At 70.2% G+C, this 11,997-nt stretch carries 14 protein-coding genes and 1 tRNA gene; 10 read left to right on the forward strand and 5 right to left on the reverse strand.

Annotated elements, in window-relative coordinates; all coding sequences use genetic code 11:
• Nucleotides 1–113: 113 nt before the first annotated feature.
• Both HNQ05_RS04760 and HNQ05_RS04765 read left to right on the forward strand, forming a co-directional pair.
• Entirely contained in the window at nucleotides 114–2,531 is a 2,418-nt protein-coding gene (locus tag HNQ05_RS04760; RefSeq protein WP_183677628.1) for a GAF domain-containing protein, read from the forward strand.
• Between the two features lie 78 nt (nucleotides 2,532–2,609).
• A complete protein-coding gene (locus HNQ05_RS04765) occupies nucleotides 2,610–3,326 on the forward strand; it encodes a metallophosphoesterase (protein WP_147146777.1) in 717 nt (238 codons plus the stop codon).
• On the opposite strand, the gene HNQ05_RS04770 is transcribed toward HNQ05_RS04765, so the two are convergent.
• The 3 genes from HNQ05_RS04770 to HNQ05_RS04780 form a co-directional block, all read right to left on the reverse strand.
• Nucleotides 3,323–4,006, reverse strand: coding sequence for a chromosome segregation protein ScpA (locus tag HNQ05_RS04770; RefSeq protein WP_147146775.1), 684 nt, complete (start codon nucleotides 4,004–4,006; stop codon nucleotides 3,323–3,325). The genes HNQ05_RS04765 and HNQ05_RS04770 overlap by 4 nt on opposite strands.
• Before the next feature lie 2 nt (nucleotides 4,007–4,008).
• Nucleotides 4,009–5,004, reverse strand: coding sequence for a tryptophan--tRNA ligase (trpS, locus tag HNQ05_RS04775; protein ID WP_147146773.1), 996 nt, complete (start codon nucleotides 5,002–5,004; stop codon nucleotides 4,009–4,011).
• 68 nt (nucleotides 5,005–5,072) lie between these two features.
• Nucleotides 5,073–5,159, reverse strand: a tRNA-Leu gene (locus tag HNQ05_RS04780).
• Nucleotides 5,160–5,336: 177 nt separating this feature from the next.
• Between HNQ05_RS04780 and rpmH the strand changes: the two genes are divergently transcribed.
• Genes rpmH through HNQ05_RS04815 form a run of 7 tightly spaced genes read left to right on the forward strand, consistent with a single transcriptional unit; the run spans nucleotide 5,337 to nucleotide 9,736 of the window.
• Nucleotides 5,337–5,471: a 50S ribosomal protein L34 gene (gene rpmH, locus HNQ05_RS04785; protein WP_013457527.1), complete on the forward strand. Its 135-nt coding sequence runs from the start codon at nucleotides 5,337–5,339 to the stop codon at nucleotides 5,469–5,471.
• A complete protein-coding gene (gene rnpA / locus HNQ05_RS04790; RefSeq protein WP_147146802.1) occupies nucleotides 5,468–5,821 on the forward strand; it encodes a ribonuclease P protein component in 354 nt (117 codons plus the stop codon). Before rpmH ends, rnpA begins: the two co-directional genes overlap by 4 nt.
• 11 nt (nucleotides 5,822–5,832) lie before the next feature.
• On the forward strand, nucleotides 5,833–6,102 hold the full coding sequence (gene yidD / locus HNQ05_RS04795) for a membrane protein insertion efficiency factor YidD (protein ID WP_147146771.1): 270 nt from the start codon (nucleotides 5,833–5,835) through the stop codon (nucleotides 6,100–6,102).
• The gene (locus HNQ05_RS04800; protein WP_147146769.1) at nucleotides 6,099–7,487 is read left to right on the forward strand and encodes a YidC/Oxa1 family membrane protein insertase; all 1,389 of its coding nucleotides are present in this window, start codon (nucleotides 6,099–6,101) and stop codon (nucleotides 7,485–7,487) included. The genes yidD and HNQ05_RS04800 overlap by 4 nt, the downstream gene beginning before the upstream one ends.
• A 3-nt stretch (nucleotides 7,488–7,490) precedes the next feature.
• Nucleotides 7,491–8,117, forward strand: coding sequence for a Jag family protein (locus HNQ05_RS04805; protein ID WP_147146767.1), 627 nt, complete (start codon nucleotides 7,491–7,493; stop codon nucleotides 8,115–8,117).
• Nucleotides 8,114–8,947 (forward strand): peptide chain release factor N(5)-glutamine methyltransferase, encoded by an 834-nt coding sequence (gene prmC, locus HNQ05_RS04810; RefSeq protein WP_147146765.1) that lies wholly within the window; start codon nucleotides 8,114–8,116, stop codon nucleotides 8,945–8,947. The genes HNQ05_RS04805 and prmC overlap by 4 nt, the downstream gene beginning before the upstream one ends.
• 9 nt (nucleotides 8,948–8,956) lie before the next feature.
• Nucleotides 8,957–9,736, forward strand: coding sequence for an inositol monophosphatase family protein (locus tag HNQ05_RS04815; protein ID WP_147146763.1), 780 nt, complete (start codon nucleotides 8,957–8,959; stop codon nucleotides 9,734–9,736).
• Here the strand turns inward: HNQ05_RS04815 and HNQ05_RS04820 are convergent.
• Nucleotides 9,728–10,063 (reverse strand): hypothetical protein, encoded by a 336-nt coding sequence (locus HNQ05_RS04820; RefSeq protein WP_147146761.1) that lies wholly within the window; start codon nucleotides 10,061–10,063, stop codon nucleotides 9,728–9,730. The two genes, HNQ05_RS04815 and HNQ05_RS04820, sit on opposite strands and share 9 nt — an antisense overlap.
• Nucleotides 10,064–10,095: 32 nt before the next feature.
• The gene (locus HNQ05_RS04825; RefSeq protein ID WP_147146759.1) at nucleotides 10,096–11,439 is read right to left on the reverse strand and encodes an FAD-binding oxidoreductase; all 1,344 of its coding nucleotides are present in this window, start codon (nucleotides 11,437–11,439) and stop codon (nucleotides 10,096–10,098) included.
• A 34-nt stretch (nucleotides 11,440–11,473) separates the two neighbouring features.
• Here HNQ05_RS04825 and HNQ05_RS04830 point away from each other — a divergent pair, with 34 nt between their 5' ends.
• Nucleotides 11,474–11,935 (forward strand): EVE domain-containing protein, encoded by a 462-nt coding sequence (locus HNQ05_RS04830; RefSeq protein ID WP_147146757.1) that lies wholly within the window; start codon nucleotides 11,474–11,476, stop codon nucleotides 11,933–11,935.
• Nucleotides 11,936–11,997: the final 62 nt, after the last annotated feature.

Raw genomic sequence — 11,997 nt, forward strand, 5'->3', positions numbered from 1 at the left:
GTGCACCTCCGAACCCCATCCTAAACCCGGCCACCCGACCCCCGGCACCCCTGTGGTAGCCTGTGGCCTAGGTCATGGAGCTTCCCCCTGATTTGCATCCGTTCCATTCCATGGTGGCCGCGCTGCATGATGCGGAGGAGGCCTTCGTCGTCCTCAGGCTTCGCGACGACGACTTCGAGCTCGTTCACGCGAACCGCGCCTTCGCCCGACGGACCGGCTTCGATCCCCGCTTCGACCAGCCGCTGCCGGGGGCGCGGGTCTACGCCGATCCCGACCACCGCAGCGCCATCGTGGCGCGGCTGCGCACCGGGAAGCGCTGCCAGCTGCGGCTGCCCCTGACCCTCGAGGGGAGGCCGCGCACCGTCCACAGCGTCTTCTTTCCCCTGAAGCCGCCCTACTACGCGGGCTTGCTGCGCGAACTGGCCCCGGAGCAGCAGATGGTGCAGGTCTTCCGCTCGCTCGAGCGGGTCAAGGAGGCGCTGGACCGCGCTCCCGCCGAGTTTTACGCCGCGGTGCTGACCTCGGCCCTCGAGTCCGTGCCCGGAGCCGACGCCGGCAGCCTCTGGATCCTCCAGGGCGACCGCTTCGTCTGCACCGCCCAGGTGGGGCACACCCCCGAGCTGATCAACTTCTCGGTCTCCTTCGAAACCGAGCTGCGCTGGTACGGCCAGGGCGAGGCCGCGATGCGCCAGGGCACGCCGCGGATCATCACCCGGCGCACGATCGAGGCGATCAACAGCGAGACCGAGATCGCCTCGCTGAACAGCGAGCGCCCCCTCCAGGCCAACCTGCTCATCCCCATCGTGCGCAAGGGCGAGGTCTACGGCACCTTCAACCTCGACAGCGTCCGCAACGAGAACGCGTTCACCATCGAGTCGATCGAGGCGGGCCGGCTCTTCGCCGAAGAGATCCTGGGCTTTCTGGAGACCGAGCGCCGCGAGCAACGGCTGCGCGGGCGGCTGGGCCTGCTCGAGCGCATCGTCGAAATCAACCGCATTGCCCGCCGCGCCCGCAGCCAGGGGCAGCTCTACCTGGAGACCCTTACCGCCCTGCGCCGCTACATCGGCTCCAGCCACGTCACCGTCTTCCTGCTCGAGGAGGACGGCCAGGTGCTGCGCGTCGTCGCCTCCACCACGCCCGACCTCACCGCCGGCATGCGCATCCCCCGCGACCGGGGGGCGAGCTGGATCGCCATCGAGGAGCGGCGCGCGGTGCACATTCACGACATCTACAAGGACCCGCGCGTCTTTCACTTCGGCGAACGCCGCCGGGGTCCGGTGGCCCTGCTTGCCGCCCCCCTGATCGACGGCTCCGGCGAGGTGGTGGGGGTGATCAGCGCCAACAGCCGCCCCCACCAGGGGTTCGGCGAGGGCGAGCTCGCCTTCTTCGAAGCCTCCGCCGAGGCCATCGGCATGGCGACGGAGCGCCTCAAGGCCCTGGGCGAGGCGACCCGCCGCGCCGAGGCCTACCGCAAGCTGATCGTGCTCTCCACCGAGATCGAGGTCCTCGAGAACCCCGACGAGATCGCCGAGCGCGCCCTGCGCACCATCCTCGAACTCACCCCCTTCGAGGCCGGGGTCTTCTACACCCTCAAAGGCGGGAAGCGGCTCGAGCCCGACGTGCTGGTCGGCGACTACCCCTCCCGCTTCCCGCGCATCTACGAGGATCATCCCGTCCACCTGGGCGAGGGGCTGGTGGGCAGCACGATCGCCGGCCGCAAGGGCGGCGCCGTCCACGACTACCGCGACTACCCCGGCGCGCTCGAACCCTTCGTCAAGATCGGAACCCGCAGCGTCCTGGTCGAGCCCCTTTGGGTCAAGGGGGTGCCCTACGGCGGGCTTGCGCTGCTCACCTTCGGCCAGCCCGCCGCGCCGCCGGCGGAGGCGCGCTACCTGGTGCAGCTCACCGCCCGGCGCATCGAGCGCGCCTTCGAACGCATCGGTCACCTGACCACGCTCAAGGAAGCGCGCGAGGCGATGTTTCGCGCCTTCGGCGTAGCGCTGGAGCGGCGCGACTACGAGACCCGGGGCCACACCGAGCGGGTGGCGCAGCTCTCGACCCGGCTCGCCCGGGCGCTGGGCCTCCGCGGCGGTGAGCTCGAGGCCGTCCGCTGGGGCGCCTACCTGCATGACATCGGCAAGCTGGCCATCCCCGACCGCATCCTGCTCAAGGAAGGGCCGCTGGACGAAGACGAGTGGGCGCTGATGCGCGAACACACCGAGATCGGCTTCCAGATGCTCGAGCCGATTCCCTTCCTCCCCAGGTCCACGCGCAACATCGTCCGCTTCCACCACGAGCGCTGGGACGGCAGCGGCTACCCGCGGGGCCTCGCCGGCACCGAGATTCCCCTGGAGGCGCGCCTCTTCGCCGTCGTCGACGTCTTCGACGCGCTGGCCAACGAGCGCCCCTACAAGAAGAGCTGGGCCCCCCGCGAGGTCGCACGCGAGCTGCGCGAGCTCTCGGGCCGCCACCTGGATCCGGTCATCGTCGACCGCTTCCTGCAGCTGAAGCGCCCGCTCCGCCGCGGCTGACCCCTTGGCCTCACCCCCGAGCACGGATATAATTAAATTGACAAGAAACGACGCAGGATTGTTAAAGGGGGGATGAAAATGTCGGCCACGGCACGGAAGTTCACCCGCAAGGTCCTGGCGCTGGCCCGCCTGGAGGGCCAGCACGACTACCTCGAGCGCACGGTCAAGCTGATCCCCGACCTCGACGTGGACGCCCTCGTCCTCGTCGGCGACCTCGCCGGCGGCGGAGCCAAGGCGGAGGCCTACCGCAAGGCCTTCAAGATCCTGGGGCAGGCCCCGGTGCCCAGCTTCTACGTACCCGGACCGCGCGACGCCCCCGTGGAGGAGTACCTGCGCGAGGCCTACAACATCGAGATCGTCTTCCCCTACCTGCACGGGGTCCACGGCAGCTTCGCCTTCGCCCCGGGCCACGTGGTGGTCGCGGGGATGGGGGGTGAGATCGTCGACCGTGACCAGGGACGCGAGGAGGTGACCCGGCTCGCCTACCCCGCCTGGGAGGTCGAGTACCGCCTCAAGGTCCTGCGCGAGCTCAAGGACTACCAGAAGGTCTTCCTCTTCGCGCGCATGCCCGCCCACAAGGGGCTGCACGAGGCCGGCAGCGAGGAGCTGGCCGAGCTGATCAAGACGCACAACCCGCGGCTGGTCGTCGCCTACGACCCCGGCTTCGACGGCAGCGTGCTCAAGCACGAGTGGCTGGGCAAGAGCCTGGTCGTCGCCCCGGGTTCGCTGGCCGAGGGCGACTTCACCGTCGTCGACCTGCACGAAGCCAAGATCGAGACGGGCAACGTCCGCTAGGCCGAGCGCTCTTCGCGTTCGGGCTCGAGCTCGATCCAGAGGTCGGCGTAGGGCCGCTTCTGCACCAGGCGCACCCGACCGCGGCGCACGCCCTCCAGCAACGCGGCGAAGGCCACGGTGCGTTCACTCCAGGCGGCAAGCCCCAGGCGCGAGAACCAGGCGCGCCCCGCCTTGGCCAGCCGCCGCTGCAGCCAGGCCCAGGCCTCGGCGACCCCGAAGCGCTCGACGGCCGGCAGCAGCGCCGCCGGCCGCACGAAGCGGCGGGCGTAGCGGTAGAGCGAGGCCACCGCGATGGGGGCGACGCGGCGGTCGCGTGGCAGCGTGGCCGCGGGAACCGGCCAGACGTAGCTGCGCGCCTGGGCCCGCTCCATCAGGAACCGCACGGCCTCGTCCAGCTCCACCAGCAGGCCGACGAGCGCCTCCCCGTCGCCCTCCGCCTCCTCATCTTCGGCTTCCGCCTCCACCCGCAGCAACGCGCGCAGCTTGCGCTCCAGCAGCTCGGCCAGGAGCGGCAGCAGCGCGCCGCGCTCGGGCAGCTCCAGCGCCGCCACCTGGGCGAGGGCCTGCTCGATCAGGTCCAAGAGCGGCAGCGCGCGCGGCGCCACCCGCCCCGAGCGCAACGCCCGCTGCAGCTCCTCCGGCGTGCCGGCGAAGCCCTCGAAGCTCAGGTGGATGGCCATGACTAGTAGGGTTTGTACAGGCCGATCTTGACGCGCACCTCGTGCATCGTCTCCTGCGCGAGGGCCCGCGCTCGCCCAGCGCCGTCTTCGAGGGCAGCCTCCACCGCTTCAGGGTGCCTGCGCAGCTCGGCGGCGCGTTCCTGGATGGGCCCGAGCACCTCCATCATGCGGTCGAAGAGCATCTTCTTGCAATCCACGCAGCCGATGCCCGCGGTGCGGCAGCCCCCGGCCACGGCCTCTTGCACCTCGGGCGGCGAGAAGTAGGTGTGGTACTTGAAGATCAGGCAGCGGTCCGGGTCGCCCGGATCGTTGCGGCGCACCCGCGCCGGATCGGTGGGGGCGGTGCGCAGCTTTTCCCAGATGGACGCGGGCTCCTCGAGCAGCTCGATGGTGTTGCCCACCGACTTGCTCATCTTGGCCGCGCCGTCGATGCCCGGCACCCGCGGCGCCTTGGGGTTGAGCAGCGCCTTGGGTTCAGGAAAGGTGTCGCCAAAGGTGTGGTTGAAGCGCCGGGCGATCTCGCGGGTGAGCTCCAGGTGCTGCAGCTGGTCCTCGCCCACCGGCACGGTGTCGGCCTTGTAGATCAAAATGTCCGCCGCCTGCAGCACCGGGTACATGAGCAACCCCGCGGGCACCGACTTGAGCTTGGCCGACTTGTCCTTGTACTGGGTCATCCGCGTCAGGTCGCCCACCGGGGTCTGGGTGGTGAAGATCCAGGAGAGTTCGGTGTGCTCGGGTACGTGCGACTGCACGAAGAGGGTGATCTTCTCGGGGTCGAGGCCGGCGGCGATGTTGGCCAGCGCCGCCTCGAAGGTGCGCTGGGGCAGCCGTTTGGGGTCGTAGGCGTCGGGGTTGGTGAGGGCGTGGTAGTCGACGATGCAAAAGAGGGCGTCCTTGCCCAGCTGCTCGCCGATCTCGACCCACTGCTTGATCGCGCCCAAGTAGTTGCCGATGTGGATGGCGCCGGTAGGTTGAATGCCCGAGAGCACGCGCTTCATGGCCCGCATTCTAACCCGCCGCCGCGGCGCGCCCCAACGAAAACGGCCCCGCCTTAGCGGGGCCCTTCTGGTGCCGGGAGGGGGACTTGAACCCCCACGCCCTCGCGGGCACATGACCCTGAATCATGCGCGTCTACCAATTCCGCCATCCCGGCCTACGCGCAAGGAACATGGTATCGAGCCCGCTCGGGGCTGTCAAGCGATTTCCGGGGCGGGCGCGGCGGGGTTCCGCCGCGGGCGGCAGCCGCCCTTTTCCTCACCCCGCCCGCTGTGGTAGACTGCCAAGGCCCCTGCTGGGGGATCGGTCGTGAAACGAGAAGAGGAGGGCACCCATGAAGCGCACCTGGCAACCCAACCGTCGCAAACGCGCCAAGACCCACGGGTTCCGCGCCCGCATGGCGACGCCGGGCGGCCGCAAGGTCCTGGCTCGCCGGCGCCGCAAAGGCCGCAAACGGCTCACCGTATAACTTCGCTCAAGACCGACGCGGCCTTTCGCCGTCTGCGCAAAGGCCGCACGGGAAGGGCGCGCACGCTGAGCGTGCGCTGGCTGCCTACCCGGCGGGGAGAAGTCCGGGTAGGCATCGTCGTTTCCAAAAAGGTCGGCAACGCCGTGGTGCGCAACCGGGTGCGCAGGCGCCTGCGCGAAATCCTCAGGCGCATGCACCTGCCCTCGGCCGATCTGATGGTCGTCGCCCGCCCCGAGGCGGCCGCGGCCGACTTCCACGAGCTGGCGCGGGACCTGATGCGCGCCCTCGACAAGAGCGGGCTGCTCCGCCACCACCCCGCGAAGGGACGCGCGCCGCGGCGTAGCATGTAGAATCAAGCGTGATGTCACGGCTCCTCATCGGTCTCATTCGTATTTACCAACGCTGGATCTCCCCGTTCAAGCCCAGAACCTGCCGCTTCTACCCCACCTGCTCGCACTACGCCGCCGAAGCGCTCGAGACGCACGGCGTCCTCTACGGCGGCTACCTGGCCACCCGGAGGATCCTGCGCTGTCACCCGCTGCACCCCGGGGGGTACGACCCGGTGCCGCCCAAGAAGCCCCGCCTGCGCCTGGACGTCGAGCTGTCCGCGCCCGTAACGGAGGAATCATGAAACGCCTGCTCCTGCTCTTCGTCGTCCTGCTTTCCCCCGCCTTCGCCCTGACCGCCGAGTGGCAGTCCCTCGACGTCAACGGCGACGGACAGCCCGAACACCTGGCCATCACCAACCTCGCCGACATCGCCTTCAACGACCGGGGCCAGATCGTGGGCTGGTACGTCAAGCAGATCAAGGGCCAGAACTTCAAGGGCAACTACGCCAAGGCCCCGAACCTGGTCAAGCCGGGCCTGCCGCTGCCGGGCACCCTCGTCGGTTACGCCGCCCCCGCGGAGGGCGCGGCCGCGGGCTCCGGCTTCAACGGCGACAACGCCCGCTTCTTCGAGGACGCCGGCGAGCTGGTGGCCGAGTACCGGGCGCCGGGCGCGGTGATGCGCTACCGGATCAACCCCCGCCTGTACTCCCTGAAGCTCGAGGTGGAGCTGGACCGGCCCACGACGCTGATCTGGACGGGGATCAACCGCAGCGACAACCCCATCACCAAGCTGCTGCTCGCCGGCAGCGACCAGCCGGTGCCCTCGGGCTCCGGGGCCGCGCTCTACGCCGCGGTGCAGACCAAGGCGAACAAGGGCTACGCCTTCGTGCTGCGCGGCAAGGACCCGCTGGAAACGCAGCTGGAGCTGGGCGGGGGCGCCGCCACCGTCCGGGTCGCGCTTCCCGCGGGTACCACGGAGCTGAGCGTCTACGGCGGCCTCAACGAGCTGGTGCGCCTCTACGTCGAGGGGTTCTACGAGCTGCCGGGGCTGTTCAAGCCCAACATCTGGGGGCAGCTCTCGCTGGGGCTCCTCTACGTGATGGAGTTGGCCTACAAGTACACCACCAACTGGGGGCTGGCCATCCTGCTGCTCACCGTCTTCGTGCGGCTGCTGCTGTGGCCGCTGATGCACCAGCAGTTCAAGTCCATGGCGGAGATGAACAAGATCAAGCCGCTGATGGACGAGATCAACAAGAAGTTCAAGGACGATCCCGAGAAGAAGAACGAGGCGCTGATGAACCTCTACCGGGAGCACAAGATCAACCCGGCCGCGGGCTGCCTGCCCATGTTCATCCAGATGCCGATCCTCTTCATGATGTGGCGCGTCATCGCCAACTACGAGTTCGACCAGGGCTTCCTCTGGATTCCCGACCTCTCGCTGCCCGACCCCTTCTACATCCTGCCCGCGCTCTACGTGCTGGTCATGCTGGCCCAGACCATGCTGATGTCGCACGGGAACAAGGACGCGATGCGCCAGGGCATCATGATGAACCTGATCTTCATCTTCCTGGTGCTCAAGTTCCCCGCCGGGGTGACGCTGTACTGGGTCTTCTCCACCCTGATCGGGCTCGTGCAACAATGGATGATCAACAAGCAGCTGGGGATCGCAACGGCTGCCAGGAGCTGAGCCATGGAAGAGAAAAAGAATCTGGACGACCTGCTCAACGGGCTGGGGATCCACGAGGAAGAAGCCCCGCCCGCGCCGGTGCTCGAGGAAAAGGGCGCCGAAGAGACGACGGCGAGCGCCCCCCAGAGCCCCAGCGAGGTGGTGGAGCACTTTCTGGTGGGCCTCCTCCTCTACCTCGACCCGAGCTACTCCCTCGACCTGCGGCAGGAGGGGGAGCGCATCCACGTGGAGATCCTCGGGGGCGACGGCGGGCGCATCATCGGCCGCGAAGGGCGCACCCTCAAGGCCCTGGAGACGATCACCAACGCGGTGGTCGCCAAGCACTTCGGCTCCAGCTACCGGGTCAACCTCGACGCCGCCGGCTACCGCAAGCGCCAGGAGGACCGGGCGCGCAAACGCGCCCTCGAGGCCGCCGACGTAGTGGCCGCGACCGGGGAGCCGCTGGAGCTGCCGCCGATGCGGCCGGCGGAACGCCGCATCATCCACATGACGCTCAAGGACCACCCTCACGTCACCACCCACTCGGTGGGGCAGGGGGAGGAGCGCCACGTCGTGGTGCTGCCGCGCACCGACGAGGTGGCCGCCGAGGAGCCGGCCGCGGACGAAGGGGAGCACCCCACCGAGGCATGACCCGGGCCCAGGCCCTGCGCTACGCCCGCACCCGCCTCGAGAAGGCGGGTTTTCCCTCGCGGCAGGCGGAGGCCGAGGCGCGGCAGCTGCTCGAGCACCTGACCGGAGAGCACGGCGCGCGTTTCTGGCGGGGCGCTCCGCTCGAGCTCGAACCCGGGCAGCAGCGGCGCCTGGAGGCAGCCCTCGCGCGGCGGACGGCGGGGGAACCGCTGCAGCTGATCCTCGGCACGGCCGTCTTCTACGGGCTCGAGCTGGAAGTACGGCCCGGGGTGCTGGTGCCCCGGCCCGAGACCGAGCGCCTGGTCGAGCTGGCGCTCGCGGAGCTTCCCGAAGACCGTCCGGCCCGGGTGCTCGACGTCGGCACCGGCAGCGGCGCGATCGCCCTGGCGCTGAAGCGGGCCCGGCCGGCGCTGGAGGTCTACGCCAGCGAGGTCAGCGGCCGCGCCCTGGAGCTGGCGCGCGCCAACGCCCGGCGGCTGGGGCTTGAGGTGACCTTCCTGCACGCCCCGCTCACCGCGGGGCTGGCGCGGCTGGACCTGATCGTGAGCAACCCCCCCTACCTGCCCGAGGCCTACTGCGACGAAGCGCCCCCCGAGCTGGCCTGGGAGGCCGAGGAGGCGCTCTACGCCGGCGCCGACGGCCTGGCGGTGGCGCGCCCGCTGCTGGCGGAGGCCGACGCGGCGCTCGCCGGGGGCGGCGGACTGCTGCTCGAACTGGACCCCGCGAACGTGCACGCGCTCGCCCGCGAGGCGCGGCGGGCGGGCTTTACGGAGGTGGCCGTGCTGCCCGACCTTGCCCAGCGGCCGCGCTTCCTGCGCGCGCGGCGTTAAGGTAGGCGTATGGACGACCTGCTCGCTAGCGCCATCGCCGCCGCCCGCCTGGCCCGCGGCATCCACCTCTACTACCAGGAAAAGGGCTTCGCCGTGGACACCAAGACCGGGCCCACCGACCTGGTCACCCAGGCCGACCGCGAGGCCGAGGCGGCCGTCAAGGCCTTCCTGCTCGAGCGCTACCCCGACCACGCCTTCCTGGGCGAGGAGGGGGGGCAGGACCACGAGGCCGAGTACCGCTGGATCGTGGACCCGCTCGACGGCACGGTCAACTTCGCTCACCGCTTCCCCTTCTTCGCCGTCTCCATCGGGCTGGAGGTGCGGGGTCGGCTCGAGCTGGGGGTGGTGCTCGACAGCACCCGCGACGAGCTCTTCTGGGCGGTGCGCGGCCGCGGGGCCTTCCTCAACGGCCGCCCCCTGCGCGTCAGCGCCACCGACCGGCTCATCGGCAGCCTGCTCGCCACCGGCTTCCCCTACGACGTGAACCGGGACCGCGAGAACCTGGTCTACTTCGAACGGGCGCTCGAGCACGGCCTCACGGTGCGCCGGCCGGGCGCGGCGGCGCTGGACCTCTGCTACGTGGCCGCGGGCCGGCTCGACGGCTTCTGGGAGGTCAAGCTCAAGCCCTGGGACGTGGCGGCGGCGGTCGTGATCGTGGAAGAGGCCGGGGGGCGCGTCACCGGGCTCGCCGGCGAACCCTACGCCCTGGGTAACCGCTACATCGTCGCCAGCAACGGCCGCATCCACGCGGAGATGATCGCCGCGTTGTTCGAGGGCGCGTCAGGGTAGGGGCTCGATCTCGCGCAGCATCTGGTTGAGCACCCGCGCCAGGATCAGGTGGCCGCGCTTGCCCAGGTGGTAGGCCTGGTCCCCGATGAGGAGCACCGGGGGGTTCCAGGTGATGGGCCCGGGGGCCCAGGGCTCGTTGCGCGCCAGCGCCTGGATGAGCCGCTCGACGCCCGCGGTCTTGAGGACCACCCCCTCGGCGCCGCCCAGGCGGTAGCGCCGCGGCTCCCAGCGCCACTCGACGAAGAGGATCCCGGCACGGGTCTCCAGCGGCGCGTACAGGCGCCAGATCTGGAGCTCCTCGTCGTTGTGGGGCCGTTCCAGGTTCAAGCCTTCCTCCCTAAAACGAAGTATAACCGGCTTTAAGGAAGCACCTTGCCCGGGTTGAAGCGCCCCTCCGGGTCGAAGGCGCGCTTCAGGCGGCGCAGCGCCGCGAGGGTCGCCGGGTCCAGGGCCTCGGCGAGGAAGGCCCGCTTGGTGAGGCCGATCCCGTGCTCGCCGGAGAGCACCCCGCCGTGCTCGAGCGCCACCTTGGCGATCGCGTGGGCCAGCTCGTGCACCCGCTCCTCCGGCGTCGTCTTGGGGTCGAAGAGGATGTTGGGGTGGAGGTTGCCGTCGCCGATGTGCCCGAACTGCGCCAGCGGCAGCCCGTAGGCCTCGCCCAGCTCGCGGATGCGCCGCACCACCTCGGGCAGCCGGCTGCGCGGCACCACGATGTCCTCGTTCATGCGGTGGGGGTGGATGCGCCCCAGCGCCGGGCTGACCGCCCGCCGCGCCTGCCACAGGCGTTCGGCCTCGGCGGCGTCCGCGGCGCGGTGCACCGCGCCGCCGGCGGCGCGGCAGGCCTCGGCCACCCGCTCGAGCTCCTCCTCGACCACCTCGAGGTCGTCGCCGTCGGTGTCGACGAGCAGCAGCGCCGCCGCCTCCGTGGGCAGCCCCAGCTGGAAGGCGTCCTCCACCGCGCGGATGCAGGCCGCGTCCATGAACTCGAGCTTCGCGGCCACCACGCCGTCGGCGATGGCGCGGCTGACCGCCTCGGCCGCGGCGCCCACCTCGGGGAAGTGGGCCATCAGGGTGCGGGTGTGGCGGGGCCGGGGCTCGAGGCGCAGCCAGGCGCGGGTGATCATCGCCAGGGTGCCCTCGGAGCCGACGAGCGCTCCTACGACGTCGTAGGCCTCGCGCCCGGAACGGTGGACCTCGCCCTCGGCGTCCACCCACTCCAGCCCGCTTACGTAGTCGCCGGTCACCCCCTTCTTGAAGCACTGGGGGCCGCCGGCGTTCTCGGCGAGGTTGCCGCCGATCGTGCTCTGCTTGTAGCTGGCGGGGTCGGGCGGGTAGTAGAGGCCGTGGGGCCGGGCGGCGGCGCTGATCTCGTGGGTGACCACGCCCGGCTCGACCTCGGCGAGGCGGCGGGCGGGGTCGATGCGCAGCCGCCGCATCCGCGTGAAGGCCACCACCACCCCGGGCTCCGTCGGCACCGCACCCCCGGAAAGACCGCTGGCGGCCCCGCGGGGAAAGAGCGGCACCCCCTGCTCGCGCGCCCAGCGCACCACCCGGGCCACGTCCTCGGTCGTCTGCGGCAGCACCACCGCGAGGGGGACCTCGCCCTCGGCGATGGCGTCGTAACGGTAGAGCACCCGGTCGGGCCGGTCGAGCAGGACCTTGTCGGGACCCAGGTCGGAGACGAGTCGCCCTAGCTGCGGCATACCGTCAGTCTACCGCGGCCGGTATACTCGGGCCATGCGCTACTGGCTGATGAAATCCGAGCCCGAGGCCTATTCGATCGACGACCTTGAGCGCGACGGGCGCGAGATCTGGGACGGCGTGCGCAACTACCAGGCGCGCAACTACCTGCGGGAAATGCGACCCGGCGACCTGGCCTTCTTCTACCACTCCAACGCCAAGCCCCCGGGCGTCGCGGGTTTGATGCGCATCGTGAAGAGCGGCGTCGTCGACCCCACCCAGTTCGACCCCGAAAGCTGCTACTTCGACCCCAAGAGTACCCCCGAGAACCCCCGCTGGCAGACGGTCGAGGTGGAGTTCGTGGAGAAATTCCCGCGGCTGGTCCCCCTCGCCGAGCTGCGCGAGCGCTTCAACGAGACCGAGCTGCCGCTGCTGAAGCGCGGCTTCCGCCTGAGCGTGATGCCGGTGGATGCGGAGGTGGCGGAGAAGCTGCTCGAGCTCGCGAAAAACCGTACGTGAAGCCATCCCTTCGGTTTGTTATAATGAATAGGTGAGCGAAGGCCTGATTCCGAGCGGCTGCG

Source organism: Oceanithermus desulfurans (assembly GCF_014201675.1).
Lineage (GTDB): Bacteria > Deinococcota > Deinococci > Deinococcales > Marinithermaceae > Oceanithermus > Oceanithermus desulfurans.